Here is a 25,869-nt window from a genome sequence, read left to right on the forward strand (position 1 = left end):
CTCACTTGGTCAGATCCGCCTGGAGCTCGTCGAGGATCCGGGCCGCCGCCGTGTAGCCGATGCCCTGGATCCACAACTGGTCCTCGACGGCGAAGACCTTGTCGTTCTTCACCGCGGACATGCCCTTCCACAGCGCGCTGTCCAGCGTCTGCGTCCGCTTCGCCTTCTTCGGGTCGCCGTACGTCGAGTGGAACACCACGTCCGCGTCAGCCAGGTCGATCTTCTCCGGACTCACGTCGTACGAGAAGCCGTCCTTGGCCTTGTCCGTGACGGCCGGGCGGCCCAGGCCGACGTCCGCGAGGATCGTGGAGATGTAGTTCTGCTTGCCGTAGATGCGGATGTCCGCGCCCTCGACGAAGCGCACCACGTTCACCTCGGTCGCCGCCGCCTTCTCCTTGCCGCCGAGCGCCTCGGTGACCTTCCTCGTGTGCGTCTCGTAGTCCGCGATCGCCTTCTGCGCCTCGGCCTTCTTGCCGAGGGCGTCCGCGTGGAGCTGGAAGTTCTCCTTCCAGGGGTAGCCGGTCGTCTCCGTCATCACCGTCGGCGCGATCTTCTTCAGCTCCACGTACTGCGTGCCGTGCCGGACCTTGGACGTCAGGATCAGGTCCGGCTTCAGCGCGATGATCGCCTCCAGGTTCGGCGTCATCATCTCGCCGACGTCCTTGATGCCCGCGACCTTGTCCTTCGGCAGGTAGGGCAGGAAGCCGGACCCCGCGTCGGCGTGCGTCGCGCCGACCGGCTCGACGCCCAGGGTGATCGCGGAGTCCAGCTCGGCGGTGTCGAGCACGACGACGCGCTTGGGAGCGTCGGGAACCTCGACGTCGCCCATGGCGGTCTTGACCGTGTGCGTGCCGCCCGTGCCGGATCCGGATTCCCCACCCTTCGCGGAGGACTCCGACGACCCGCACGCGGTGAGCGTCAGCGCGGCGGCCAGCGCGAGGGAACCGGCGACGAGGCCGTGGCGGCGAAGGGACGTTGTCATGGGGAGGAGACCCTCTCGGTCGGGGGAGCGGGGGAGGACGCCGGCGTGTACGGTGCGGCGGGCACGACGAGCGGCGAGCCGGTCACCGGGTCGGGGATGACCACGGACTCCAGCCCGAAGACCTCATGCACGAGTTCGGCGGTGACGATGTCCGCGGGCCCGCCCTCGGCGACGATCCGCCCCGCCTTCATGGCGACGAGATGGTCGGCGTAACGGGCGGCCTGGTTGAGGTCGTGCAGGACGGCGACGACGGTACGGCCGCGTTCGTGGTTCAACTGGCGTACGAGATCGAGCACCTCGACCTGGTGCGAGATGTCGAGGTACGTCGTCGGCTCGTCCAGCAGCAGCAGATCCGTCTCCTGCGCGAGCGCCATCGCGATCCACACGCGCTGGCGCTGGCCGCCGGAGAGCTCGTCGACCGGGCGGTCGGCGAGGGCGGTGACGTCCGTGCGCTCCATCGCGTCGGTGACCGCGCGCTCGTCCCCGTCCGACCACTGCTTCCACCACGCCTGGTGCGGCTGGCGGCCGCGCGCGACGAGGTCGGCGACGGTGATGGCCTCCGGCGCGACCGGGGACTGCGGCAGCAGGCCGATCGACTGCGCGATCCGCTTCGTCGGGATCTTCGCGAGCTCCTGGCCGTCGAGCAGCACCGCGCCGCCCTTCGGCTTCAGCAGCCGTCCCAGGGCCCGCAGCGTCGTCGACTTGCCGCAGGCGTTGGGGCCGACGATGACGGTCACCCGCCCGTCGGGCACGGCGAGATCGAGATCGTGCACGACCGTGCGGTCCTCGTAGGCGAGCGTCAGCTCGCGGGCCGTCAGCCTGCTCACGAAGTGCCTCCAGCGGTACGACCGGTGTGGCTGCGGACGATCAGCCAGATCAGGTAGGGGGCGCCGACGGCGGCCGTGAGCACTCCCACGGGCAGCTCGGTCGGCGAGAACAGCCGCCGGGCCAGCAGATCGGCGAGTACGACGATCACGGCGCCCATCAAGGCGGAGCTCAGCAGCGGGATCTGCGCGGTGCGGGTCATACGGCGGGCGATCTGCGGTGCGAGCAGCGCGACGAAGTCGACGGGCCCTGCGGCACCGGTCGCGACGGACGCGAGGACGACGCCGAGGAGCACGAGCCCCAGCCGTACGTGCCCCAGCCGTACGCCGAGCGTGGTCGCGGTGTCGTCGTCCATCGAGACGGTGCGCTGGGCGCGGGCCGCCCACAGCACGGCCGGCAGCAGGACGAGCAGCGTCCAGCCCAGCGGGGCGGCCTCCTCCCAGCCGCGGCCGTTGAGCGATCCGGTCATCCAGATCTGGGCCTGCTGGGCGACGAGATAGTCGCCCTTGGTCATCACCAGGGTGGTGACGGAACGGAGCGCGATCGCGAAGCCGATGCCGATGAGGACGAAGCGGGTGGCGTGCAGGCCGCCGCGCCAGGCGAAGACGTACACGAGCGCGGCGGCGACGACGCCGCCGGTGACGGAGAGGTACGGCAGAGCGGTGTACGAGGTGATGCCGAAGGTCATCGCGGTGACGGTCAGCGCGCTCGCGCCCTGGCTGATGCCGATGATGTCGGGGCTGGCCAGCGGATTGCGCGCGACCGTCTGGATGAGCGCGCCCGCGACACCGAACGCGACGCCGACGAGCAGCCCGACGACGAGCCGGGGCAGCCGGAGCGTGCCGACGACGAGCTCGTCGGCGGACGGCTGCCCGAGGACCACCTTCAGGACCTCGGTCGGCGCGACGAAGCTCTCGCCGACGGCGAGGTAGGCGACGCAGGCGACGGCGAGCACGGCGGTGAGTGCGGCCGCGACGAGCGCGGCGCGCCGGTGCAGCAGGAAGCTGGCGCGTCCGACGCGGGCCAGGGAGTACCCGGCGGGCCGGACGGTCATGGTGTCAGCCGTCATACGAGGCCCCTCCGGTGTGTGCCACGGGCCGTAGGGCGGGACGGGGAAAGGGTCACGCCGGCACCGACTTCCGGCGCACCAGCACCACCAGGAACGGCACTCCGATCAGCGCGGTCATCACGCCCGCGGGGATCTCGCCCGGCGGGAAGACGACGCGGCCCAGCACATCGGAGACCAGCAGCATCACGGGGCCGATCAGCGCTGCCATCGGCAGCACCCAGCGGTGGTCGCCGCCCACGATCGCGCGGGCGACGTGCGGGACGGCCAGGCCGATGAACGCGATCGGGCCCGCCGCCGCCACGCCCACGCCCGTCAGCACCGTCGCGCCGACGCCGCCCACCACCCGTACCGTCGCCACGTTCTGGCCGAGGCCCTTCGCGACGTCCTCGCCCAGGGCCAGCGCGTCGAGTCCGCGGGCGACCGCGACCACCAGCACCGCGCCAACCAGCAGGAACGGCCAGACCTGGCCCACGAGTTGCGCGTCGCGGCCGGCGACCGAGCCGACCTGCCAGAAGCGGAACTCGTCCAGCGCCGCCGCCTTCGTCGTCAGCACGCCCATGGTCACCGACACCAGCAGCGCGTTGATCGCCGCGCCGCCCAGCGCCAGTTTCACCGGCGTCGCACCGCCCCGGCCGCTGGAGGCGATCGCGTACACCGCGACCGAGGCGACGGCCGCGCCCGCGAACGCGAACCACACGTACCCCGTCAGCGTGTGGACGCCGGCGAACGCGATCGCCAGCACCACACCCACCGACGCGCCCTGGCTGATGCCGAGGATGCCCGGATCGGCGATCGGATTGCGGGTGATGCCCTGAAGGACCGTGCCCGCGAGCGCCAGCGCCGCGCCGACCATCAGCCCGATCAGCGTGCGCGGTACCCGCAGCTCGCGGACGACCTCGGCGTCGGCGCCGCCCCCGCCGTGCAGCAGGGCGTCGAACACGGCGGAGGGCGCAACGGCACGCGCCCCGACGGCGAGGCTGAGCAGCACTGCCAGCAGCAGGGCCGCCGTGGCCGCCGCCGTCCACCCGATACGGCGGACGGCCTGAGCGCGTCTGGCTGACATGGAGACCTAACGAAGCAGGGTTGGTAAGGCTTGGCTAAGTCTAGGTGGCCGGATTGTGCGCCTGACAGGGGGCGTACCCCTGGGCGGCCTGGCCGGCCTCCCGGCCGCACCACGCCTCACCGCCCGGCGGCCGCGGGCAGCCGGCCCAGATCCGCTGCACGACGGTCCCATGGGGAACGAAATCGGCGTACGCCACGTCGACTTACGTCGGCCGGTCGGCCGGGGCGGCACGGACGTGTCGTACCTCCCGGGCGCCGGCCCAGGACGTACACGGGGGCGGCCTTGCGATGTGGCCGAGCAATGCCGCGGCGGGCGCGGACGAAGAAGCCCGCCGGTGCGGGTCGCGAGACCGGTCGGATCCCGCTCTCGGGCGACGGCGGCCCGGAAGGTCGGGTGCCCACGGAGCCGCGGGCAGTGGTTGTTCGCACTCCGGGCCGGCGACCGGCCCGATCAGCCTGCCAACAGACAGGCCCCGTCGTGCGGGTGTTGTGCGTCGGAAACCCATGCGCCGCCGTTCCCTTCCGCCGCCGCAGGGGTTCGCCGGACGGGCGGGGTGCGTCGCTGGGCACAATGGCCGGCATGGCCACCCAGACCGCACCGCAGCCACCCACTGTCGGGTTCGACCTCGACATGACCCTCATCGACTCGCGCCCCGGCATCCACGCCGCCTACCGGGCGCTGTCCGCCGAGACCGGGGTGTGGATCGACGCCGACCTGGCGGTCACCCGTCTCGGACCGCCGCTGGAGCAGGAGCTGGCCTGCTGGTTCCCGGACGAGCTGATCCAGGAGATGGGCGACCGGTACCGGGAGATCTATCCCGAGCACGCGATCGCGCCGACGCTCGCGATGCCCGGTGCCCGCGAGGCCGTCGAGGCGGTCCGCGCGCTCGGCGGACGCGCGATCGTCGTCACCGCCAAGCACGAGCCCAACGCCAAGCTGCACCTCGCCCACCTCGGCATCGACCCGGACGAGGTCGTCGGCTGGCTGTGGGCGGAGGCCAAGGCGGAGGCGCTGCGCGAACACGGCGCGAGCGTGTACGTCGGTGACCACATCGGCGACGTACGCGGCGCCCGCGTCGCCGGCGCCCTCTCCGTGGCCGTGCCGACCGGCCCCTGCGACGCGGACGAACTGCGCGAGGCGGGCGCGGACGTGATCCTGGACGACCTCACCGCGTTCCCGGACTGGCTTCGGACCCACGGCAGGCCCTGACCCGGCCTCGCCCTGCCCGCCGCCCGGAATCCGAATCCGGGTACGGGCGTTACCGCGACCGAGCGGATTCGGCCTGACGCCGCTGCGCCGCGACCGACCGCAGCACCCCGGCCGCGGCGATCAGGAATCCGACGCCCATCAGCATGCTCACGGCGTACGCGACCGTCGGGAACGGCTCCGTGCCGAGGAACAGTGGGGCGACGGTGACCAGCGTGGCGACGGCGCCGATGACGAACACGATGCCGCCGACGCGGACCAGCCCGTCACCCGGGGCGGGCGCGGCGGCCGGAGGAGTAGCAGTCATTCGGCCAGGGTAGTTCCCTTGCGCACAGGAACCGATCGGGGACGTCTTGTCACCAGCCTCTGGGCCATTAGCCTTGGGGGTGGCGGGTCAGGCGACCCGCTGTAGTGCTATCAAGAGCCGTTTTTCGGCGCCCGACATGCGGTGCCCCCAGCGCCCGACGAGTACGAGGACGAGGACAGACGTGCCCACCGGCAAAGTCAAGTGGTTCAACAGCGAGAAGGGCTTCGGCTTTCTCTCACGCGATGACGGCGGCGACGTCTTCGTGCACTCCTCAGTGCTCCCCTCCGGGGTGGATGTTCTCAAGCCGGGCCAGCGCGTGGAGTTCGGCGTGGTGGCGGGACAGCGCGGCGACCAGGCGTTGTCGGTGACCCTGCTCGATCCGACCCCCTCGGTCGCGGCGGCCCAGCGCCGCAAGCCCGACGAGCTGGCGTCGATCGTGCAGGATCTGACGACCCTGCTGGAGAACATCACGCCGATGCTGGAGCGCGGCCGCTACCCCGACAAGGTGCACGGCAAGAAGATCGCCGGCCTGCTGCGTGCGGTGGCCGACCAGCTGGACGTCTAGTCCGCCCCGGCTGGGACGAACGGCCCGGACCCGACGGGACGAACGCGCCGGTCGGACCGGCTGGGACCGACGCCTGGCTCGGGACCGGTTGGGACGAAACGCCGGCTGGACCGGCTGGGACCGACGCCTGGCTCGGGACCGGTTGGGACGAAACGCCGGCTGGACCGGGCTCAGACGAACGACAGCGCATTCCGGCCGAGGGGCGGTACGAGCCCCTCGGCCGCCGCGCGTGTCAGCAGCCCGCGCACGGCCGCGTAGCCGTCGTCGCCGAGGTTGTGGGTGAACTCGTTCACGTACAGCCCGATGTGCTGGTCGGCGACCGCCGGGTCCATCTCCTGAGCGTGCTCCAGCACATACGGCCGCGACGCGTCGGGGTCGTCCCAGGCCATGCGTACGGAGGTGCGCACCGCCTCGGCGAGCCGGCGCAGCATCTCCGGTCCCAGCGCGCGCTTGGCGATGATCGCGCCGAGCGGGATCGCCAGCCCTGTCGTCCGCTCCCAGTGCTCGCCGAGGTCGGCGAGCGAGTGGAGCCCGTACCGCTGGTAGGTGAAACGGGCCTCGTGAATGACGAGCCCCGCGTCGACCTTGCCGTCGCGCACGGCGGGCATGATCTCGTGGAACGGCATCACGACCACCTCGCCGACCCCGCCGGGGACGACATCGGCGGCCCACAGCCGGAACAGCAGATACGCGGTGGAGCGCTCGCTCGGCACCGCGACCGTCCTCCCCGTCAGCTCCACCCCTGGCTCACGGGTGAGCACCAGCGGCCCGCAGCCCCGGCCGAGCGCGCCGCCGCACGGCAGCAGCGCGTACTCGTCGAGAACCCACGGCAACACCGCGTACGACACCTTCAGCACGTCGAACTCTTCCCCTCCCTTCTCCCCCAGACTCCGTCCGGGAGGTGCCCCCAGGGAGGTCCCACCGCGCTCGGCCCATGCGTTCGTGACGTCGATGTCCGCGAACGTCACATCCAGCTCCGGGGCGCCCGGAACGCGGCCGTGCGCCCATGCGTCGAAAACGAAGGTGTCGTTCGGGCAGGGCGAGTAGGCGATCTTCAGGGTCACGGTTGCTCCTGGAGGACGGGGGCGAGCTGCTGGAACGCCTGCCGCAGCGCGCCGAGCGCGTCGCCGATGCGCCAGGCGGCGCGGTCGCGGGGCCCCACGGCGTTGGAGACCGCGCGGATCTCGACCACCGGCACGCCGTGCGCGACGGCGGCCTCGGCGACCCCGAAGCCCTCCATGGCCTCGGCGGCGGCGCGAGGATGACGTGCTGTCAGCTCGTCGGCACGGGCGGCGGTGCCGGTGACCGTGGAAACGGTGAGCACCGGCGCGTGCACCGCGCCGACCGCCTTCGCGATGCGCGCGGAGAGCCCGGCCGGCGGCAGGTGCACGGTGCGGCCGAAGCCGAGCTCGTCGACGGGGAGGAAGCCCTCCGGGGTGCCGGGGCCGAGGTCCACGCCGAGGTCGGCCGCGACGATCGCGTCGGAGACGACGAGGGAGCCGACCGGCGAGCGGGCGGTGAAGCCGCCGCCGATGCCGGCGGACACGACGAGCCCGTACGGCTCCGGGGAGGCCATCAGCGCGGTCGCGGTGGCCGCGGCCGCGGCGGCAGGGCCGACCCCGGCGACGACGACGTCGAGCGACGGCGTACGGGTCAGTGCGTAACCGCCGGGGAGGACGACGGCGTCACCCGTGGCGACGGCTTCGGCCTCCGCCGCCACGGCGGTCACGACAAGGACGCGCACGAGGTGCCCTCCGGGTCAGGAGCCCTTCGTCAGGACGCCTTCTCGAACTGGAAGCGGTAGATGCCGATGACCTTCTTGCCCTTCGTCTCCATGATGTTGACGTCGGCCTTGGTGGTCGGCTCACCGGTCTGCGAGGAGAAGAAGGCGTTGCCCGGAATGGTCCGGTACGACTTCTTGTACGGCTCCTGCTCGACGGGCTGCACGCCGAAGAGCAGCGTCCAGCCGTTCTCGGCGATCTCGGGGTCGACGCCCATGCGGACCTTGTCGTCGACGCCGAACTCGATCTTGGTGGGGGTGCCCTTGGTGAGGCACTTCTGCACCTCGGACTCCTTGAGCGGCTTGCCGTCGTTGTAACAGGTCGCTTCGGTGTGGACCGAGTCCGAGCCGACCGTCACGGTCGCGAGCGGGGTCGGCTTGTCGCCGCAGGCGGCGAGGACGAGAAGCCCGGCGGAGACAGCGCCGAGGGCGGCAGCGGTCCGGCGGCGCTTGCCGGAGAAGAACGCAACGGTCATGGTCCGAAGGCTATCGGGCGTGGCGGGCGCGGCGGCGCGGGGGTGGGGCGCGCGTGTCTCGGGCCCGGCGCGTGTCACTCGCGGGAGCTTCACACCGTGCCTCCCGAACCTCAATCCCCGGCGGGGCTGGGTTGCCCTCGTGTCTACGTGTCGGCGGGGCGGGGCCGATGGCTCGGCGCGCTCGCCGGGCTCCGGCGGGCGTCTTCAGCCCGTCCGGCGTTTGAGGTCACGCCCGCAGGGTGTGCCGGTGCCACCGGGTGGTGGTCGGGTCGTGAGGCGTGGCGTGCCTGCGGGGCCGTGCCCCGGACCCGCGCCTCAGTGGGCGGCGGCGCTGGAGAGGCCCGGCGGGGAGGACGCTTCCGCAGGGTGTGCCGGTGCCACCGGGTGGTGGTCGGGTCGTGAGGCGTGGCGTGCTTGCGGGGCCGTGCCCCGGACCCGCGCCTCAGTGGGCGGCGGGGCTGGAGAGGCCCCCGCGGAGCCGGATGTCTCCTCGCGCGGGAACCGGGCCGCGTGGGCCCGTGTCACGCCACCCGAGGCCTTGGGGCGTCGCCCTGGCGGGAGGAGGAGAGCAGGCCACGGCCCGCCGACAGCGCTCCCACCGCCACGATCGCCGCCGCCACCCACATCCCCAGCGAACCCTTCAGGGGCAGCGAGATACCGATCGCCCCGCCCAGCACCCACGACATCTGCAGCAGCGTCTCCGAGCGCGCGAAGGCCGACGTACGGACCTGTTCCGGCACGTCCCGCTGGATCAGCGCGTCCAGTGACAGCTTCGACAGCGCCTGCGTGAAGCCCGCCGCCGCGCCCAGCACCGCCACCACGCCCGCACCGAAGAAGACCGCCGCCAGGATCGATGCCGTCAGCACCAGGGCCAGCATCGTGGCGATGATCATCTCTGGGCCGCGCGCCTTCAGCCACGCGCCCACCGCCGTACCCAGCGCGTTGCCCACGCCCGCCGCCACGCCGACCATCGCCAGCGACACCGCGGCCGACTGGCCGCCCAGCGGATGCTCGCGCAGCAGGAACGCCAGGAAGAAGATGAGGAACCCGGACAGCGCGCGGTGCGCCGCGTTCGCCTGGAGGCCGTGCAGCACCGAGGGGCCCACCGTCCGCAGGCTCGGCCGCTTCTCGCCGTGCGTCAGCATGTGCGCCTTGCGCTCACCCTTGGCCGAGTCCACCTTGTGCGGCATCGTGAAGGCCCAGTACGTGCCCAGCAGGAACAGAGCGCACGCCCCGTACAGCGGCCACTGCGGCCCGATCCGCTGGAGCCCCACCCCTACGGGCGCGGCGATGCCCGTGGCGAGCAGACCGGCGAGCGTGACCCGCGAGTTCGCCTTCACCAGCGAGAACCCCGGTGGCAGCAGGCGCGGCACCACCGCGCTGCGCACCACGCCGTACGCCTTGGACGACACCAGCACGCCCAGCGCCGCCGGGTACAGCTCCAGGCTGCCCGACGCCACCGCGCCCGACAGCAGCACGGCCAGCAGCGCGCGGGCGAACATCGCGCCCGCCATCGCCGCGCGCCGCCCGTGCGGGATGTGGTCGAGCAGGGGCCCGATGACGGGTGCCAGCAGCGTGAAGGGCGCCATCGTGACGGCGAGGTAGAGCGCGACCCGGCCGCGCGCCTCGTCCGTCGGGACGGAGAAGAACACCGTGGACGCCAGGGCCACGGTGATCATGACATCGCCCGCGCCGTTGACCGCGTGGAGTTCGATCAGTTTTCCGAGGCCCGATTCGCCGGCCCCGTGCGCGTGCGTCGCCTTGCGGATGCCGCGCGCCGTGCCGGTGAAGGGCAGATGCAGGGCACGCCCGATCGTCCGGCCCGCTCGTCGGAGCGGCCCGGACGCCTCGGACGACCTCACGGTTGCCACTTCGTCATAGTGCCCCAAGCGCCCTGCGCACGAACCGTGATCCGCGCCGGTCGGCGGCGTGTTGAACCCCGAACTCGTCCGCGATGCGGACACCGCGACCCTTCGGTTCGTCCCGTGTTGGGACGGGCAGGTGGGCGGGGAGCTGTGAAGGGGGTAGCGTGCGTAGCGCGCCACCGGCGGTTGTTCTCGGCCGCGCGCCTCTTCGGCATCCCGCAGAATGGATGACGTCAGGTGTGCCCGGAAACGGATCGGTCCGGGCGTGGACGTCGATGCGGCCCTCAGGTCCGCTCCGCCCACGGCCCCGTACCTGTCGGCCCGGCAGCGCACCCGTGAGACGGCGTAGGAGAGAAGCGAGACCTGTGAGTGCGACGACGCGAAGCCGTACCCCCGACCGTCTGTGCGCCGAGGCGGTAGACCTCGCCCGGGAGGCGGCCGAGGAGGCCGCGGCCCCGGGAGTGGTCGGCGAGCATGTGTCCCTCGTCTCCGAGGGAGACCGGGTCGTCACCCACTTCTTCGAGTGCCAGGAACCGGGCTACCGGGGCTGGCGGTGGGCCGTCACGGTCGCGCGGGCCTCCCGCGCCAAGGTCGTCACACTCGACGAAACCGTCCTGCTGCCCGGCCCTGACGCCGTCCTCGCTCCCGAATGGGTGCCGTGGAGCGAGCGGCTGCGTCCGGGCGACATGGGCCCCGGCGACCTGCTGCCCACCGAGGCGGACGACCTGCGCCTGGAGCCCGGCTACACCGGCGAGGACGAGCCCCCGCCGAGCTCGGTGCTCGCCGAGCACCCGCCCTCGCACGACCTGGTGGAGCGGGTCGACGCCGAGGACGCCGAGCTCACCGACCGCAGGCCGGCGACCGAGGCGACCGACAAAAGCGGGCGCGGCCAGATCGCGGCGCTCGCCGAGGAACTCGGCATGCGCCGGGCCCGGGTGCTGTCCCGGTACGGGCTGCACACCGCGGCGGACCGCTGGGAGGAGTCCCACGGCCCGAAGACGGCGATGGCGCAGGCGGCCCCGGCGGCCTGCGTGACGTGCGGCTTCCTGGTGCCGATCGCGGGGTCGCTGCGGCAGGCGTTCGGTATCTGCGCGAACGAGTTCTCGCCGGCGGACGGGCACGTGGTGTCGCTGGCGTACGGCTGCGGCGGACACTCGGAGGCGGCCGTGATGCCGAAGCCGCCGGTGCCGACGCCGCCGGTGTTCGACTCGATGGCGGCGGACGAGTTCCCGCTGCGGCCGGCGCGCGACAGTGGATCGGTGTCGCCGGAGACGGACGCGGAGTCGGAGGACCTGGGCCACTCATAGCCTCTCCGGCCGGCGGGTCCGCCCTTACGGGACCATGTCCCGGCGTGGGAGGCGTCCCCAGGTGCGCACTGCGCGCGAGTGCCCGGCGGCCGTGGGCGGTGCCGCCTGGCGTTGCCTGGTCGAGGTCGGGAATCAGGCCTCGTCGGCGTTTGAGGCGCGCGGTGGCCGGGGCGGAGCCCCGCGGCCTGGTCGAGGATTCGGCTTCGGCTGCCGCCCGGTGGCAGGGCATGCCCTGCGGGCATGTCCTCAAACGCCGGACGGGCTGGGTTTCGCGCATCGCGCATCGCGCATCGCGCATCGCGCATCGCGCGGCGGGCGCGGTGCGGGGCGGGCTGGGCAGCCCGGTTGTTGCGCGGCGGACAACGCCGGACAGGCTGGAAATGCACGCCTCCGCAGCAAATGCACGCCCCCGTCGCCGCCTCCCGCGTTGTCGCCCTTCCGTACGCGGTACCTTCGGCCCCAGCAGCAACACACAGGCAGCCGCGGGCAGCGGCACCGGCAGGGCGGAGTCACAGCGTGAGCGTCAGGACGACCGAGTGGGCCGACCCGTTCGGGACGGCGCGGCTGCGGCGCGGTGTGCTCGACGCGTGGGGTGCGAGCCCGGCCCGCTTCCGCGAGGATGCCAACGCCGAAGAGGACCTCGCGCTCGGCGGCTACCGGGACCGGCTCGTCGTCGAGCTGGCGCAGAACGCCGCCGACGCCGCCGCCCGCGCCCAGGTGCCCGGGCGGCTGCGCCTCACGCTGCGGCCGGGCACGGGCGGCGAGCCCGCCGTGCTGGCCGCCGCGAACACCGGTGCGCCGCTCGACGCGACCGGTGTCGAGTCGCTGAGCACCCTGCGCGCCTCCGCCAAGCGCGAGGGCCACGGGACGTCCGTCGGCCGCTTCGGCGTCGGCTTCGCCGCCGTCCTCGCGGTCAGCGACGAGCCCGCCGTCCTCGGACGGCACGGAGGCGTGCGCTGGTCGCTGGCCGAGGCGCGGGAGCTCGCCTGGCAGGCGGCTCAGGCCAGCCCGGGGCTCGGCGACGAGTTGCGCCGCCGGGACGGCCACGTACCGCTGCTGCGGCTGCCGCTGCCCGCGGAGGGCCGCGCGCCCGAGGGGTACGACACGGTCGTGGTGCTGCCGTTGCGGGACGGTGCCGCGGTCGACCTGGTGGAGCGGCTGCTCGCCGGGATCGACGACGCGCTGCTGCTCACCCTCCCGGGCCTCGCCGAGATCGTGATCGAAACAGCCGATGGCGTACGGGAGTTGCGGCGCGGCGAGGACGGTGCGTACGTCCGCGTCGACGACAGCGAGCGCGGTGCGCGGCGCTGGCGCGTGGTCAGCCACGCGGGCGCGATCGAGCCCGCGCTGCTCGCGGACCGGCCCGTGGAGGAGCGGCTGCGTCCGCACTGGGCCGTGACCTGGGCCGTGCCTGTCGATGCGGAGGGTGCGCCCAGCCGCCCCGGCACGGCGCCCGTCGTCCACGCCCCAACCCCCACCGACGAACCCCTCGGTGTGCCCGCGCTGCTGATCGCCTCGTTGCCGCTGGACACCACGCGCCGGCACCCGGCGCCCGGTCCGCTGACCGACTTCCTCGTGGAGCGTGCCGCCGACGCGTACGCCGAACTGCTCGGCGACTGGCAGCCCGTGAGCACCGGCACGATCGACCTGGTGCCCGGCCCGCTCGGCAAGGGCGTGCTGGACGGTGCGCTGCGGGCGGCGATCCTCGCGCGGCTGCCGCGTACGGCGTTCCTTCAGGCCGCCGCGCCGCCGGAGCGGGCGTACGACGACTCCGGCCTGCCCGGCCGTGAGGCGCCCCGCGGCCTGCGGCCCATTGAGGCGGAGGTACTGGAGGGCGCGGGCGCGGAGACGGTGACGGTCCTGGCAGAGGTGCTGCCGAGCCTGTTGCCGGCCGGGCTGGAGCGCCGGGTCGAGCTGCGCACGCTCGGCGTCGCGCGGGTGCCGCTGACCGAGGCGATCGACCGGCTCGCCGGTCTGGAACGCGAACCGGGCTGGTGGCGGCGGCTCTACGACAGCCTCGCGGGCGTCGACCCGGACCGGCTGTCGGGCCTGCCCGTGCCTCTCGCTGGGGGTACCTCCCAGGCCGGAGGCTCTGGGGGAAACCGGACGACCATCGGCCCCCGCCAGACGCTGCTCCCTCTCGCGGAGACCCCACCCCACCTGGCCCGGCTCGGGCTGAAGGTCGTCCACCCCGACGCCGCGCACCCACTGCTGGAGAAACTGGGTGCGCTGCCCGCCACACCGCGCGCCGTGCTGACGACACCGCAGGTGCGGGCGGCCGTTGCGGCGTCGCTCGACGAGGGTGAGGTCTGGGACGAAGAGGCCGAGAGCCTCGACGCCGAGGAACTGGCGGAGACGGTCCTCGCGCTCGTGCGGGACGCGGAGCTGGAGCCCGGTGACGAGCCGTGGCTGGGCGCGCTGGCGCTGACGGACGAGGACGGCGAGCTCGCGCCCGCAGGCGAACTCGTCCTGCCCGGCAGCCCGTTCGCCTCGGTCATGCGCGAGGGCGAACTCGCCCTGTGCGATGCGGAGCTGGCCGAGCGCTGGGGCGAGCAGCCGCTCGCCGCCTGCGGGGTCCTGGCCAACTTCGCCCTGGTCCGCGCCACCGACGTGGTCCTCGACCCGGACGAACTGGAGCCCCGCGAAGGGGACTTCGCCGAGCCCGACGACGCCGGACTGCTGGACGCGGTCGACGTGTGGTGCGAGGACGTGCTCGACCGGCTCCCCGAGACCCCGGTGCCGCCGGTGGCCACGGAGATCGTCGCCGTGCGCGACCTGGACCTCGTGGACGACGACTGCTGGCCCCAGGCCCTGGCCCTGCTCGCGCAGCCGCCGCTGCGGGACGCGCTGACCCAGCCCGTACGCGTCCTGCTGCCGGACGGGACCACGGAGACGGTGCGGCCGTACACGGCGTGGTGGCTGCGCGACCACCCGGTGCTCGACGGCCGCCGCCCTGCCGGCCTGCGCGCGGCGGGTGCGGACCCGCTGCTGGACGGGCTGTACGAGTCGGCCGACACGACGGGGTTCGAGGACACCCAGGTGCTGCACGCCCTCGGCGTACGGACGTCCGTCGCGGCCCTGCTCGACGAGCCGGGCGGCGCGGCCGAGCTCCTGGCCCGCCTCGCCGACCCCGACCGCCGGGTGCGCGCGGACCGGTTGCACGCCCTGTACACGGCCGTGGCCGACCTCGACCCGGAGGACGTCACGCTCCCTGACGAGCTGCGGGGCGTGGTGGACGGCGAGGTCGTGGTCGTGGACGCGGCGGACGCGGTGGTCGCGGACACCCCGGACCTGCTGCCGCTCACCTCCGGCCTTCCCCTGCTGCCGGTCGCGCCCTCGCGCGCGGCGGACCTGGCCGAGCTGTTCCAGGTACGCCGCCTGAGCGAGGCGGTGACGGCGGAGGTCGCGACCGAGGGCGAGGAGCACGAGGTCCCCGAATCCGTACGGACCCTGCTCGGTCCCTCGACGCCGTCCTCGTACGTCGAGCACGAGGAGCTGATCGCGGGCGGCGTCGAACTGGACTGGCGCCGCACCCCGGACGGTGTGCTGCACGCCGCGACGCTGGAGGGCGTCGCGGCGGCACTCGCCTGGGCGGCCGGCCAGTGGCCCCGCCGCTTCGAGGTGGCGGCGCTGCTGGAGGACGCGTCGCGGACGGCGGAGCTGGAGAGGGCGCGCTGGTTCGACGCGTAGCGGCTGCTGGAAGGCATCCCGGACCCGGTCGCCCGCAGCCATCGTGCAGACGCGATCGGCAGCGTGGTGCGCTGATGGACGACCTCGTACGCGCGTGGGAACGCATCGCGACCTGGCTTCGCCCCCCGCGGCTCGGGTCACCGCGGCGGGCACTCCAGGACGAGGCGGGGCGGCCGGGTAGGCGGCGGCACGGTCGACGTCGGCGGGATGCGGCGGCAGCGCGAAAGAGCATCGGGCCATGATCACATCGGGGACCGGCCTGACGAGGTCTTTTCCGGCGGGGTCGGCGGACGGCCCGGCCGGCGGGCCGGTGAGCGCGCGGCGGACGGCCCGGCAGGCCCCCGCAGACCCCCGCCGGGACCACTGCGCCCGGCGGGGGTCGGCCGGTTCGGAGGTGCGACGGCCGAGGGGTGCGGGACCGGGTCAGTGCCCGCCCTTCGGCTCCGTGCAGCCGCCCTCCACGTAGTGGCCGTGTGCCTCGACGGTCACGGGGTCGGTCAGCGAGCCGGTGATGCACGGCCCGGCGTCCGGGATGCTGAAGACGAAAACGGGAGCGCCGCCGGCGGTGAACACCTCCACCCACTCCGACGGGTATCCGAGCCGGTCCAGCGCCGGACGCAGCGCGGCCTCGTCCTGGACGCCCTTCAGTCCGCGCGCGATGCGCCGCGCATGGGCGTCGCCGCGGCAGCGGGCATCGGCGGTGAGCGTGCCCCGCTGCTTGTACGCGTGGTTCTCCGCGTACTTGCGGGCCTCCGGGTCGTCCGGCAGCTCGGGCGGGGACGGCTTCGCCGTCGCGCTCGGCGCCGGATCCGAGCAGATGGTCGCCACGTCGGGGAACTTCCGGTCGTGCTCTGCCTTCGCGGCCCTGGCCTGCGCCTGGTAGTCGACGCTCGGCGTCGGCGAGGCACCCGCGGCACCGGCGGTCTCCCTGCCGCATCCGGCGGCGAGGGGCACGGCGAGCAGGATGACGACTCCGGTGACGGCGGAGCGGGCGAGACGGTTCACGAGGGAACTCCGGGAGCGGGCTCGGCGGTTGGGCGGATCGGGCCACACGCACCCGATCATGCCGTGCGGGCACGGGGCCGTCCTGAGTACGCGTACTCAGAACGGCGGCCCTCTCATGAGGCGTGGGCCGATCCGCTGCCTTCCCCGCGCAGGAGTGCCCGCTCGGCCTCTACGGCCGCGTGGTCGACCGGCCCGTGCTCCGTCTCGGCGGTCTCGACCAGCTCGCACAGCCGGTCCCGCTCCGGCTGCCGAAGGAGCTCGAACTCGACCTCCTTCGGCAACGCCACCGTCAGGTCGAGCTCGACGAGTTGGCCAGGGAAGCCGAGCTGCGCCACACCGAGGAGCGTGCTCGCGGTGGTGAAGGCGTGGCCCAGGGCAGAGGCGTTGAGGCGGCTCCACGCGGAGGCCAGGACGGTCCTGTCGTCGCTCACCACGTAGATCGTGGAGCGGACCACCTGGCCCGGCACGGCACGCACGGCGTCCAGCGCGGTCAGCGAGTTGGCCACCACCTGGTCGATCTGCCGGTCGAGGTCGCCATCGCCGACGAGCGCTCCGGAGACGTCCAGCGGGCACTGCCCGGCGAGATACGCGGTACGGCCCGCTTCGACGACGGTGATGTGGTGGTAGCCCGGGGTGGGGTGCAGGCCGTCCGGGTTGATACGGCGGATCGCAGCAGTCATGCCGCCGATCGTTGCGTCAGGCCGAAACCGGCGCAACGGATTACCCCTCGTGGCCAGGTGAGTCCGATCCGGTCGCAGCGCACCGCGTAGGCGGCCGGGCCGCCGCGTGCGACCGCAGCGTGGATCGCCTCACGGCGGGCGTGGAGCTTGTCGACCATGTGCCACCTCCTTGTGGGTGTTGTGTCGAGCGGTGCACAACCAGCCTCCCGCGCGGGAAGTCCTCGCACGCACCGCGCTCAGCACGCCGCCGCCAGGTCGTCGCCCGGTGGGCAGTCGCGGCAGCGGCCCGGGTGCGGGGCGCGGAAGGCGCGTTCGCAGCCGTCGCAGGTCTGCCAGGGGAGGACAGCTCGAGCGGGGGTGGGGGACAGTACCGGGAGCGGAGCACGGATCGGATCATGTCCAGCGACATGAGCGGGGGCAGGGCTGCCGCCCGCAGCCGATCGTAGGTCAGCCGGTGGTTCCTGACCTCTGCCGGATCCTCGAAGAACCGGCCGTGGTGTGCCCCCTCCACATAGGAGGCCTCGGTGTCGTCGGGCAGGGTCAGCACGGTCAGCGAACCGCCCATGGCGTCGTGCTCGCCCTGGTCGAACGGCAGCACCTGCACGCGCCGTTCGCCGGCGGCCTCCAGTAGGTGAGTCAACTGCCTGCGCATCACCGGGAGTCCGCCGATCGGCCGTCGCAGCACCGCCTCGTCCAGTACGACCCACAGCTCGGGCCGGTCCGGAGAGGCGAGGCGGGTCTGGCGGCCGAGGCGGGCGGCCACCCGTTCCTCCAGCTGCTCCTCACTGGTGAGCGACAGGCCGACGCTCAGCACCGCCCGTGCGTACTCCTCGCTCTGGAGCAGCCCGGGCACCACATGGCTGCTCGTGGACGTGCTGGCCGACCGGTGGGGTGCCGTGCCGCGAGTGCCGGTCGGCAAGACGGTGTGGGCGGAGGTCACGTCCGCAGGTGCTGGTTGAGGAGGTGGAGGCGCGGTGCCGGGCGGCGCACGGTCACGCCGGTACGCGCCGCCCCACGACCCGCCAGGCCGTCTCCAGCAGCACCGCGCCCACCGCCGCCACCACGACCGCTGTCCACGGCATCGTCACGCCGACCAGCTTCAGCGCGAAGAAATCCTGGAGCCACGGGACGATCAGCACCAGCAGGAAGCCCGCGCCCATCGTCGCCACCAGGCCGATCCGCCACCAGGTGTAGGGGCGGGCGATGATCGCGAGCACCCACATCGCGACAAGGAACAGCGTCAGCGTCGCCGCGCTCGTCTCCGCGTCCAGCGCGGCCGGGCCGCTGTAGTGCGAGCGAGCCAGCAGGTACGTGCAGAACGTCGCCGTCGCCGCGATCAGGCCCGCCGGGATCGCGTACCGCATCACCCTGCGGACGAAGTGGGGCTGTGCGCGCTCCTTGTTGGGTGCGAGGGCCAGGAAGAACGCCGGGACGCCGATGGTGAGGGTGGACAGCAGGGTCAGATGGCGGGGCAGGAAGGGGTACTCGACCTGTGAGCAGACCACCAGGATCGCGAGCAGCACCGAGTACACCGTCTTCGTCAGGAACAGGGTCGCCACGCGCGTGATGTTGCCGATCACCCGGCGGCCCTCCGCCACCACTGACGGCAGCGTCGCGAAGCTGTTGTTCAGCAGGACGATCTGGGCCACCGCCTTGGTGGCCTCCGAGCCCGAGCCCATGCTCACGCCGATGTCCGCGTCCTTGAGGGCGAGGACGTCGTTGACGCCGTCGCCCGTCATCGCGACCGTGTGGCCGCGGGTCTGGAGCGCGCCCACCATGTCCCGCTTCTGCTGCGGGCTGACCCGGCCGAAGACGGCGTTCGCGTCGATCTCCACGCCCATGGCGGACTTCTCGGCGGGCAGCCGGCGGGCGTCGACCGTACGGTCGGCGCCCGGCATGGCCAGTTTGCCCGCGACCGCGCCGACCGCGACCGCGTTGTCCCCGGAGATGACCTTCGCGGCGACGTTCTGGTCCGCGAAGTAGCGCAGGGTGTCGGCCGCGTCCGGGCGCAGCCGCTGTTCGAGGACGACGAGGGCCGCCGGCTTGGCGCCCTCGGCCGGTGACGACGCGCCCAGGTCCTCGGCCGCCTCGGCGAGCAGCAGCACCCGCAGGCCCTGCCGGTCGAGGGCGGCGATCTCGGCGAGGGCCGGGTCGCCGTCCGGCAGCAGGACGTCGGGCGCGCCCAGCAGCCAGGTGGACGTCTGCCCGTTGCCCTCGCTGAAGCTCGCCCCGCTGTACTTGCGCGCCGACGAGAACGGCAGCGACTGCGTGCAGCGCCACTCCTCGCTGTCCGGGTACGCCTCGATGATCGCCCGCATCGAGGCGTTCGGCCGGGGGTCGGACTCGCCGAGCGCGCCGAGCACCTGCCGTGCGTGCGCCTGGTCCGTCCCGCCCAGCGGCCGCAGCTCCGTGACATCCATCCCGCCCTCGGTGAGCGTGCCCGTCTTGTCCAGGCAGACGACGTCGACGCGGGCCAGGCCCTCGATCGCGGGGAGCTCCTGCACGAGGCACTGCTTGCGGCCGAGGCGGATCACACCGATCGCGAACGCGACGGACGTCAGCAGGACGAGCCCTTCGGGGATCATCGGCACGATGCCGCCGACCGTGCGGGCGATCGAGTCCTTGAGGTTGGTGTCCTTGGCGACGAGCTGGCTGATGATCAGGCCGATCGCGGTCGGGACCATCATCCACGTCACGTACTTGAGGATCGTGGAGATGCCGGAACGCAGCTCGGAGTGGACGAGCGTGAAACGCGAGGCCTCCTCCGCGAGCTGTGCGGCGTACGCCTCGCGTCCCACCTTCGTCGCCGTGAAGGCCCCGCCGCCGGCGACGACGAAGCTGCCCGACCTCACCTGGTCGCCGGGCTGCTTGAGCACCGGGTCGGCCTCGCCGGTCAGCAGCGACTCGTCGATCTCCAGGTTGTCGGCCTCCGCGATCTCGCCGTCGACGACGACCTTGTCGCCGGGCCCGAGTTCGACGAGGTCGTCGAGGACGATCTCGGACGTGGAGACCGCGGCGGCCACCCCGTCGCGCCGTACGCGCGGCTTCGCCTCACCGATGACGGCGAGGGCGTCGAGGGTCTTCTTGGCGCGCAGCTCCTGGACGATGCCGATCCCGGTGTTCGCGAGGATCACGAAGCCGAAGAGGCTGTCCTGGATCGGGGCGACGAAGAGCATGATCACCCACAGGACGCCGATGATCGCGTTGAAGCGGGTGAAGACGTTGGCCCGGACGATGTCGACGGCCGAGCGCGAGCTGCGCACCGGCACGTCGTTCACCTCGCCGCGGGCCACCCGTTCGGCGACCTGCCCCGCGGTCAGCCCGGTCGCGGGCGTCCGGGGGCGAGGTGGCTGCCGCGGGTGTACGGGGTCGAGTTCGGCACCCGCGTCGATGACGGGTCCGCGGGGCTCCTCGCCGTTCATGTCGATCTTCGCCCGCTGCGTCATGGTTCCGACGGTACGGCGGGCGAGCCCGGTTCACCCCCGGGCGGGCGGAAGATCGGACCGGGAGGAGGCGAATGGTCCTGTGGGACTACCGGGTTCCCCGGCGAGGGCGCCGAGTTCGGTCGGGGTACGGAGGGGACGCGGCCGGCTCCGCGGGGTGCGGGCCGGAGGCGGCTGCGGGTCCCGGTTCGGGCACGGGGTGCGGTGCGCTGTGGGCTTGCCCGGATCGCTACGGACGGGCCTGGCTCCGCCGGGATGCGGTCGGGGACCGGGCGGTGCGCGCTCGGGCGCGCGGGTGCTGTGGGGTGCGGGTGCGGGCCGGAGGCGGGTACGGGTCCCGATTCGGGCACGGGGCGCGCGGGTGCGGCGCGCTGCGGGCTTGCGGCCGCGCCGGACGGGCCGGCTCCGCCGGGTTCGCGCGGCCCGTGGCGGCGGGTGTCCCGCCTCAGGCCCGCGGATCGGTGTCCGGTGTCTCGGCCGCTTCAGCGGCCTCCCGCGCCCGCTTGAGGGCCGCGTCCCGGCTGCGTACGTACCAGATGCCGATCAGCCCGAGGCCGCCGCCGGCCAGGCAGGTCCACACCCACCAGGTCAGGTCGTGGTCGTCGAACCAGCCGTAGAAAGGGACCTGGACGAGGAACATGACGAACCACAGGATCGTGCCGCCGCTGATGGTGGCGACGATCGGCCCCTCAAGGGGCTCGGGTGCCTCGTGCCTGGGGGTCCATTTCGCCATGCGCACAGTGTAGAACCGGGCCCCAGGGCCGCTGTGGGGGCGTCGGGAGGCCGGGCGGGAACAGGATCTACGCGCGAAGATACCGATCTTCAACTTTATACATTCATACTGAACGAGTTTGCCGTCCGACCGGTTTCGTTCGTATGAACCTCCGTACGAGCCCCAGGAAACCGGGTGAGAGAGGTCCCGCATGTCCCCCACGGCCACCGCCCGGGTCGATTCTCCCGGCCTGCCGCCCGCCCCCCAGCAGCCCGCAGGCGGCCTGGACCGCTTCTTCAAGATCTCGGAGCGCGGCTCCACGGTCGCTCGCGAGGTCCGGGGCGGATTCGCCACCTTCTTCGCGATGGCCTACATCCTCGTGCTGAACCCGATCATCCTCGGCAGCGCCAAGGACATGTACGGGCACCAGCTCGACGGCGGTCAGCTGGTCACGGCCACCGTCGTCACGGCGGCGTTCGCCACGCTCCTCATGGGCGTCATCGGCAACGTCCCGATCGCGCTGGCCGCGGGCCTCGGCGTGAACACCGTCGTCGCCCTCCAGCTCGCGCCCCAGATGACCTGGGCGGACGCGATGGGCATGGTGGTGCTCGCCGGCTTCGTGGTGATGCTGCTGGTGGCCACCGGTCTGCGCGAGCGCGTGATGAACGCTGTGCCGCTCGGGCTCCGCAAGGCGATCGCCATCGGCATCGGCCTGTTCATCATGCTCATCGGCCTGGTCGACTCCGGCTTCGTCACCCGCATCCCGGACGCCGCCCACACCACCGTGCCGCTGCAACTGGGCACCGGCGGCCACCTGCTCGGCTGGCCGGTGGTGGTCTTCGCCCTCGGCACCCTCCTCACGCTCGCGCTGATCATCCGCAAGGTGCCGGGCGCGATCCTCATTTCGATCGTCGTGATGACGGTCCTCGCGTTGATCATCAATGCCGTGGCGGACGTCGCCTCATGGGGTCTGACCACTCCCGAGTGGCCCGGCAATCCGGTCTCGACGCCCGACTTCGGCCTGATCGGCGAGGTCAGCCTGTTCGGCGGCTTCGAGAAGGTCGGCCTGCTGACCGGTGTCCTGTTCGTCTTCACCGTGCTGCTGTCGTGCTTCTTCGACGCGATGGGCACGATTCTCGCCGTCGGCGACGAGGCCGGGCTCATGGACAAGGACGGCAACTACCCCGGCATCAACAAGGTGCTGGTCGTCGATGGTCTCGCCGTCGCCGCGGGCGGGGCCACGTCCTGCTCCGCCAACACCTGCTTCGTGGAGTCGACGGCCGGTGTCGGCGAGGGCGCCCGCACGGGTCTCGCGTCCGTCGTGTCCGGTCTGCTGTTCTCGCTGGCGCTGTTCCTCACGCCGCTCGCGACGATGGTCCCCTCCCAGGCGGCGACGCCCGCGCTGGTGGCGGTCGGCTTCCTGATCCTGGCCGGTTCGGTCAAGGACATCGACTGGAGCGACTTCACGATCGCCGCGCCCGCGTTCCTGGCGATGGTGATGATGCCGTTCACCTACTCGATCACGCACGGCATCGGCATCGGCTTCATCGCGTTCAGCGCGCTGCGGCTGGCGACGGGGCGCGGACGCGAGGTGCCCGTCGCGATGTACGCCGTGTCGGCCGTCTTCGTCTTCTTCTACGCGATGCCGGCGCTGGGTCTGACCTGATTCAGGGGCGTCAGGCGTCCCGTAGAACTCCTCCGTCTCGTCGACGGCCGCCTTGAAACGTTCGTCGAAGTCGTCGCGCATGAGCGTCCGGACCACATAGTCCTGGACGCTCATCTGCCTTTTCGCGGCGTGCTGCCGAAGCCGGTCGAGCAGCTCACCGTCCATCCGAAGGCTGAGCACTGTCGATCCCATGCGAGCCAGGGTCGCCGGAGCGCCGCCGCCCGTGTGTCGCATTCGGGCGTTCTCTCACTCGTACGGGTGATGCGCATGGCTGATGCATGGATCGAACCCTTGACTCTTTGCCGTGGTTCCACCTGAGCACTGGTCTTTAGCGAGGGTAATGAGTTACGCTAACGAACATGTCTGAGCTGTCCCACGGCAGTGACGTAGACGTCGCCGCCGTGAACTCCCTGCGCTCCGCCGTCATGCGGCTGGGCCGACGCCTGAAACACCAGCGCGTCGACGAATCGCTGAGCCCGACCGAGATGTCGGTGCTCGGCACCCTGGCCCGCTGCGGCTCGGCCACCCCCGGTGAGCTGGCCCGCAAGGAATACGTCCAGCCGCCGTCGATGACCCGCATCGTCGCTCTGCTGGAGGCCAAGGGGCTGGTCCGGCTGGAGCCGCACCCCGAGGACCGCCGACAGAAGGTGGTCAGCCCAACCGAGCAGGCCGAGGTCATGCTCGAAGAGAGCCGCCGTAAGCGGAACGCCTGGCTGGCCTCCCTCACCGAGGGCCTCGACGAGGACGAGTGGGCCAAGCTCCGCGCCGCCGCCCCCGTCCTGGAGAAGCTCGCACACCTGCAATGACCGCCGACGCCGAGGAGGCGAACCCCTTTGAGTACGGGATCCGGAGCAGACTCCGCCCCCGCACCGACCGCCTACGACACCACGCCTGACCGCAAGCAGACCATGTTCAGCTCGCTGAAGATCCGTAACTACCGGCTCTTCGCGACCGGACAGGTGGTCTCCAACACCGGCACCTGGATGCAGCGCATCGCCCAGGACTGGCTGGTGCTGACCCTCACCGGATCCGCCTCAGCCGTCGGCATCACCATCGCGCTGCAGTTCCTCCCCATGCTCCTGCTCGGCCTGTACGGCGGCGTGATCGCGGACCGGATGCCCAAGCGGCGGCTGCTCCTCGTCACACAGGCCGCCATGGGCCTCACCGGCCTGGCGCTCGCCGCACTCACGCTCAGCGGCCACGTCCAGGTCTGGCACGTCTACCTCACGGCGTTCCTCCTCGGCCTCGTCACCGTCGTCGACAACCCGGCACGGCAGTCCTTCGTCGCCGAGATGGTCGGCCCCGACCAGCTGCGCAACGCCGTCTCACTGAACTCCGCGAACTTCCAGTCCGCGCGGCTGGTGGGTCCCGCCGTCGCCGGTGTGCTGATCACGGCCGTCGGCAGCGGCTACGCCTTCCTGCTCAACGGCCTGTCCTTCCTCGCGCCCGTCGCGGGCCTGCTGATGATGCGGACCTCCGAGCTCCACAAGGTGGAACGCGCCCCGCGCGGAAAGGGCCAGCTGCGGGAAGGCCTGCGCTACGTCGCGGGCCGCCCCGAGCTGATCTGGCCGATCGTGCTCGTCGGCTTCATCGGCACGTTCGGCTTCAACTTCCCGATCTGGCTCTCGGCCTTCGTCGACGACGTCTACCACTCGGGCGCCGGTACGTACGGCCTGCTCAACACCCTGATGGCAGCCGGCTCCCTCGCGGGCGCCCTGCTCGCCGCGCGCCGCGGCACGTCCCGCCTGCGGATCCTGGTGGGCGCGGCCGTGCTGTTCGGCCTGCTGGAGGTCGTGACGGCCTTCGCCCCGGAGTTCTGGATCTTCGCGGCGCTGATGGTCCCGATCGGCATGTGCGGCCTCACGGTCAACGTCACGGCGAACTCCAGCGTCCAGATGGCGACGGATCCACTGATGCGGGGCCGGGTGATGAGCCTGTTCATGATGGTCTTCACCGGCGGCACCCCGCTGGGCGCACCGCTGGTGGGCTGGATCACCGACACGTACGGCCCGCGCATCGGCTTCGCGGCGGGCGGCGCGGTGGCGACGCTCGCGGCGGTGGCCGTGGGCGTGATGCTGGCGCGGGTCGGCGGCCTGCGGCTGTCCGTGGGCTGGCACCGGGGGCACCCGTCGGTGCGGTTCGTGGAACGGGAGCGGTTGACGACTGCGGCGTAGGCGGCCCGGGGGAGCCGCGGGTACGGGGGCGTTTTCCCCGACCCCGCCCTCCCCCTATGGCCTGGCGGCCGTGGGCGGTACCCCCTCCCGTAACCGGGGGCGCTGCCTTCCCGGCCCCCTTTCGGGGCTTCGCCCCGTGCCCCGTACCGCGCTTCGCGCGGCGTCCTCGATCGCCGGACGGGCTGATTTCGCTCCGCGAAATCCAGACCCGCCGGGGCCTCCCGCGGCCGTCAGGCCGTAGCGGGAGATTGAGGCGTGGGGGCGCGGGGGCGTGGGGGCAGAGCCCTGAAACAAGCCCCGCCGGCGTTTGAGGCGCGCGGGCGGAGCCCCAACGGGCGCGCCGCGCACAAGAAGCCTCGCCGGCGATTGAGGCGTGGGGGCTCCGGGGCGGAGCCCACGACAGGGGAACGCGGCACACTGGCCGCATGAGACTCTTCGCCGCCGTCCTCCCGCCCGACCCCGCCGTCGCCGAACTCGGCCTTGCCGTCGACCGGTTGAGGGGCATGCCCGGGGCCGAGCGGCTGCGGTGGACCGGACGGGACGGGTGGCACTTCACGCTCGCCTTCATGGGGGAGGTCGACGAGCACCTCGTGCCCGAGCTGCGGGTGCGCCTCGCGCGCGCCGCGCACCGGACAGAGCAGTTCACCCTGCGGTTGCACCAGGGCGGGCGGTTCGGGCGCAGGGCCCTTTGGGCCGGGGCCGCCGGTGGGCTGGACGGCATGCGGCTGCTCGCCGAGCGCGCCGACGCGGCCGCCCGCCGCTCCGGGATCGACATGGACGAGCACCGCGGCTACCACGCGCACCTGACGATCGCCCGCGCCCGCGAGGACGCGGACCTGCGTCCGTACGTCGAGGCGCTCGACGACTTCGAGGGCACCCCCTGGCCCGTGGCGGAACTCGCACTGGTCCGCAGCAACCTCCCGGGCGGCTCGGTCCCCGGTGCGCAGCCCCGCTACGAGGTGGTCGAATCCTGGCCACTGAAGCCCGCAGGTTAACCTCGACGGGTGAATCCCAAGACCCGCAACCAGATCATGGCCGCCGCTCTGGTGCTGAT

General features: G+C 72.6%; 20 protein-coding genes and 4 pseudogenes. 9 read left to right on the forward strand and 15 right to left on the reverse strand.

What is annotated here, in order from left to right:
* Window position 1 precedes the first annotated feature (1 nt).
* From ACH5AF_RS07825 to ACH5AF_RS07840, 4 genes are read right to left on the reverse strand one after another with little or no spacing between them, the layout of a single operon-like run.
* On the reverse strand, window positions 2-982 hold the full coding sequence (locus ACH5AF_RS07825; protein ID WP_398900589.1) for an ABC transporter substrate-binding protein: 981 nt from the start codon (window positions 980-982) through the stop codon (window positions 2-4).
* Window positions 979-1,809 (reverse strand): ABC transporter ATP-binding protein, encoded by an 831-nt coding sequence (locus ACH5AF_RS07830; protein ID WP_398900590.1) that lies wholly within the window; start codon window positions 1,807-1,809, stop codon window positions 979-981. The genes ACH5AF_RS07825 and ACH5AF_RS07830 overlap by 4 nt, the downstream gene beginning before the upstream one ends.
* A complete protein-coding gene (locus ACH5AF_RS07835) occupies window positions 1,806-2,876 on the reverse strand; it encodes a FecCD family ABC transporter permease (RefSeq protein WP_398900591.1) in 1,071 nt (356 codons plus the stop codon). Before ACH5AF_RS07835 ends, ACH5AF_RS07830 begins: the two co-directional genes overlap by 4 nt.
* Window positions 2,877-2,928: 52 nt before the next feature.
* Window positions 2,929-3,939, reverse strand: a complete 1,011-nt coding sequence (locus ACH5AF_RS07840; RefSeq protein ID WP_398900592.1) for a FecCD family ABC transporter permease — start codon at window positions 3,937-3,939, stop codon at window positions 2,929-2,931.
* A 579-nt stretch (window positions 3,940-4,518) separates the two neighbouring features.
* Here ACH5AF_RS07840 and ACH5AF_RS07845 point away from each other — a divergent pair.
* Entirely contained in the window at window positions 4,519-5,148 is a 630-nt protein-coding gene (locus ACH5AF_RS07845; RefSeq protein WP_398900593.1) for an HAD family hydrolase, read from the forward strand.
* Between the two features lie 49 nt (window positions 5,149-5,197).
* On the opposite strand, the gene ACH5AF_RS07850 is transcribed toward ACH5AF_RS07845, so the two are convergent.
* A complete protein-coding gene (locus ACH5AF_RS07850) occupies window positions 5,198-5,452 on the reverse strand; it encodes a hypothetical protein (protein WP_398900594.1) in 255 nt (84 codons plus the stop codon).
* 181 nt (window positions 5,453-5,633) lie between these two features.
* Here ACH5AF_RS07850 and ACH5AF_RS07855 point away from each other — a divergent pair, with 181 nt between their 5' ends.
* Window positions 5,634-6,017, forward strand: coding sequence for a cold-shock protein (locus tag ACH5AF_RS07855; protein WP_215177820.1), 384 nt, complete (start codon window positions 5,634-5,636; stop codon window positions 6,015-6,017).
* A 170-nt stretch (window positions 6,018-6,187) separates the two neighbouring features.
* Here ACH5AF_RS07855 and ACH5AF_RS07860 read toward each other — a convergent pair whose 3' ends face one another.
* From ACH5AF_RS07860 to ACH5AF_RS07875, 4 genes are all read right to left on the reverse strand, one after another.
* A complete protein-coding gene (locus tag ACH5AF_RS07860; protein WP_398900595.1) occupies window positions 6,188-7,081 on the reverse strand; it encodes a 1,4-dihydroxy-6-naphthoate synthase in 894 nt (297 codons plus the stop codon).
* Window positions 7,078-7,761 (reverse strand): futalosine hydrolase, encoded by a 684-nt coding sequence (locus tag ACH5AF_RS07865; protein ID WP_398900596.1) that lies wholly within the window; start codon window positions 7,759-7,761, stop codon window positions 7,078-7,080. The genes ACH5AF_RS07860 and ACH5AF_RS07865 overlap by 4 nt, the downstream gene beginning before the upstream one ends.
* Before the next feature lie 29 nt (window positions 7,762-7,790).
* Window positions 7,791-8,273, reverse strand: a complete 483-nt coding sequence (locus tag ACH5AF_RS07870) for a DUF2771 domain-containing protein (protein ID WP_398900597.1) — start codon at window positions 8,271-8,273, stop codon at window positions 7,791-7,793.
* A gap of 521 nt (window positions 8,274-8,794) precedes the next feature.
* Window positions 8,795-10,144 carry an MFS transporter gene (locus ACH5AF_RS07875; protein WP_398900598.1) on the reverse strand — a complete coding sequence of 450 codons (1,350 nt, stop codon included), beginning with the start codon at window positions 10,142-10,144 and terminating at the stop codon, window positions 8,795-8,797.
* 359 nt (window positions 10,145-10,503) lie between these two features.
* Between ACH5AF_RS07875 and ACH5AF_RS07880 the strand changes: the two genes are divergently transcribed.
* On the forward strand, window positions 10,504-11,445 hold the full coding sequence (locus ACH5AF_RS07880; protein ID WP_398900599.1) for a DUF3027 domain-containing protein: 942 nt from the start codon (window positions 10,504-10,506) through the stop codon (window positions 11,443-11,445).
* A 516-nt stretch (window positions 11,446-11,961) separates the two neighbouring features.
* Window positions 11,962-15,135: a sacsin N-terminal ATP-binding-like domain-containing protein gene (locus tag ACH5AF_RS07885; protein WP_398900600.1), complete on the forward strand. Its 3,174-nt coding sequence runs from the start codon at window positions 11,962-11,964 to the stop codon at window positions 15,133-15,135.
* Window positions 15,136-15,558: 423 nt separating this feature from the next.
* On the opposite strand, the gene ACH5AF_RS07890 is transcribed toward ACH5AF_RS07885, so the two are convergent.
* The 3 genes and pseudogenes from ACH5AF_RS07890 to ACH5AF_RS07900 form a co-directional block, all read right to left on the reverse strand.
* On the reverse strand, window positions 15,559-16,140 hold the full coding sequence (locus ACH5AF_RS07890; protein ID WP_398900601.1) for a hypothetical protein: 582 nt from the start codon (window positions 16,138-16,140) through the stop codon (window positions 15,559-15,561).
* Between the two features lie 275 nt (window positions 16,141-16,415).
* A pseudogene (locus tag ACH5AF_RS07895) lies at window positions 16,416-16,820 on the reverse strand (RidA family protein); the annotation flags it as partial.
* Between the two features lie 379 nt (window positions 16,821-17,199).
* Window positions 17,200-17,685: pseudogene (locus ACH5AF_RS07900) on the reverse strand (DUF5753 domain-containing protein); the annotation flags it as partial.
* On the opposite strand from ACH5AF_RS07900, the pseudogene ACH5AF_RS07905 reads away from it, so the two are divergent.
* A pseudogene (locus ACH5AF_RS07905) lies at window positions 17,675-17,779 on the forward strand (ATP-binding protein); the annotation flags it as partial. The pseudogenes ACH5AF_RS07900 and ACH5AF_RS07905 overlap by 11 nt on opposite strands.
* 33 nt (window positions 17,780-17,812) lie before the next feature.
* On the opposite strand, the gene ACH5AF_RS07910 reads toward ACH5AF_RS07905, so the two are convergent.
* Window positions 17,813-20,266 (reverse strand): HAD-IC family P-type ATPase, encoded by a 2,454-nt coding sequence (locus tag ACH5AF_RS07910; RefSeq protein WP_398900603.1) that lies wholly within the window; start codon window positions 20,264-20,266, stop codon window positions 17,813-17,815.
* 442 nt (window positions 20,267-20,708) lie between these two features.
* Window positions 20,709-20,996, reverse strand: coding sequence for a DUF2530 domain-containing protein (locus tag ACH5AF_RS07915; protein WP_398900604.1), 288 nt, complete (start codon window positions 20,994-20,996; stop codon window positions 20,709-20,711).
* Between the two features lie 190 nt (window positions 20,997-21,186).
* Here ACH5AF_RS07915 and ACH5AF_RS07920 point away from each other — a divergent pair, with 190 nt between their 5' ends.
* Window positions 21,187-22,641: an NCS2 family permease gene (locus ACH5AF_RS07920; RefSeq protein ID WP_398900605.1), complete on the forward strand. Its 1,455-nt coding sequence runs from the start codon at window positions 21,187-21,189 to the stop codon at window positions 22,639-22,641.
* An 18-nt stretch (window positions 22,642-22,659) separates the two neighbouring features.
* Here ACH5AF_RS07920 and ACH5AF_RS07925 read toward each other — a convergent pair.
* Window positions 22,660-22,833 (reverse strand): annotated as a pseudogene (locus tag ACH5AF_RS07925) (ribbon-helix-helix protein, CopG family); the annotation flags it as partial.
* A gap of 167 nt (window positions 22,834-23,000) precedes the next feature.
* Here ACH5AF_RS07925 and ACH5AF_RS07930 point away from each other — a divergent pair.
* The 3 genes from ACH5AF_RS07930 (at window position 23,001) to thpR (ending at window position 25,810) form a co-directional block, all read left to right on the forward strand.
* Complete coding sequence (locus ACH5AF_RS07930; RefSeq protein ID WP_398900606.1) at window positions 23,001-23,447, forward strand: MarR family winged helix-turn-helix transcriptional regulator; 447 nt, start codon at window positions 23,001-23,003, stop codon at window positions 23,445-23,447.
* Between the two features lie 27 nt (window positions 23,448-23,474).
* The gene (locus ACH5AF_RS07935) at window positions 23,475-24,815 is read left to right on the forward strand and encodes an MFS transporter (protein WP_398900608.1); all 1,341 of its coding nucleotides are present in this window, start codon (window positions 23,475-23,477) and stop codon (window positions 24,813-24,815) included.
* A 425-nt stretch (window positions 24,816-25,240) separates the two neighbouring features.
* Window positions 25,241-25,810 carry an RNA 2',3'-cyclic phosphodiesterase gene (gene thpR / locus ACH5AF_RS07940; protein ID WP_398900609.1) on the forward strand — a complete coding sequence of 190 codons (570 nt, stop codon included), beginning with the start codon at window positions 25,241-25,243 and terminating at the stop codon, window positions 25,808-25,810.
* The last annotated feature ends 59 nt before the right edge of the window (window positions 25,811-25,869 follow it).

This window comes from Streptomyces sp. NPDC018833, assembly GCF_044390825.1.
Lineage (GTDB): Bacteria > Actinomycetota > Actinomycetes > Streptomycetales > Streptomycetaceae > Streptomyces.

Bases quoted from the DNA above. Each gene is read 5' to 3' on its own strand.
- ACH5AF_RS07825 (WP_398900589.1), bottom strand. From the start codon at position 982: ATGACAACGTCCCTTCGCCGCCACGGCCTCGTCGCCGGTTCCCTCGCG.
- ACH5AF_RS07835 (WP_398900591.1), bottom strand. From the start codon at position 2,876: ATGACGGCTGACACCATGACCGTCCGGCCCGCCGGGTACTCCCTGGCC.
- ACH5AF_RS07840 (WP_398900592.1), bottom strand. From the start codon at position 3,939: ATGTCAGCCAGACGCGCTCAGGCCGTCCGCCGTATCGGGTGGACGGCG.
- ACH5AF_RS07845 (WP_398900593.1), top strand. From the start codon at position 4,519: ATGGCCACCCAGACCGCACCGCAGCCACCCACTGTCGGGTTCGACCTC.
- ACH5AF_RS07850 (WP_398900594.1), bottom strand. From the start codon at position 5,452: ATGACTGCTACTCCTCCGGCCGCCGCGCCCGCCCCGGGTGACGGGCTG.
- ACH5AF_RS07870 (WP_398900597.1), bottom strand. From the start codon at position 8,273: ATGACCGTTGCGTTCTTCTCCGGCAAGCGCCGCCGGACCGCTGCCGCC.
- ACH5AF_RS07910 (WP_398900603.1), bottom strand. From the start codon at position 20,266: ATGACGCAGCGGGCGAAGATCGACATGAACGGCGAGGAGCCCCGCGGA.
- ACH5AF_RS07915 (WP_398900604.1), bottom strand. From the start codon at position 20,996: ATGGCGAAATGGACCCCCAGGCACGAGGCACCCGAGCCCCTTGAGGGG.
- ACH5AF_RS07920 (WP_398900605.1), top strand. From the start codon at position 21,187: ATGTCCCCCACGGCCACCGCCCGGGTCGATTCTCCCGGCCTGCCGCCC.
- ACH5AF_RS07930 (WP_398900606.1), top strand. From the start codon at position 23,001: ATGTCTGAGCTGTCCCACGGCAGTGACGTAGACGTCGCCGCCGTGAAC.
- thpR (WP_398900609.1), top strand. From the start codon at position 25,241: ATGAGACTCTTCGCCGCCGTCCTCCCGCCCGACCCCGCCGTCGCCGAA.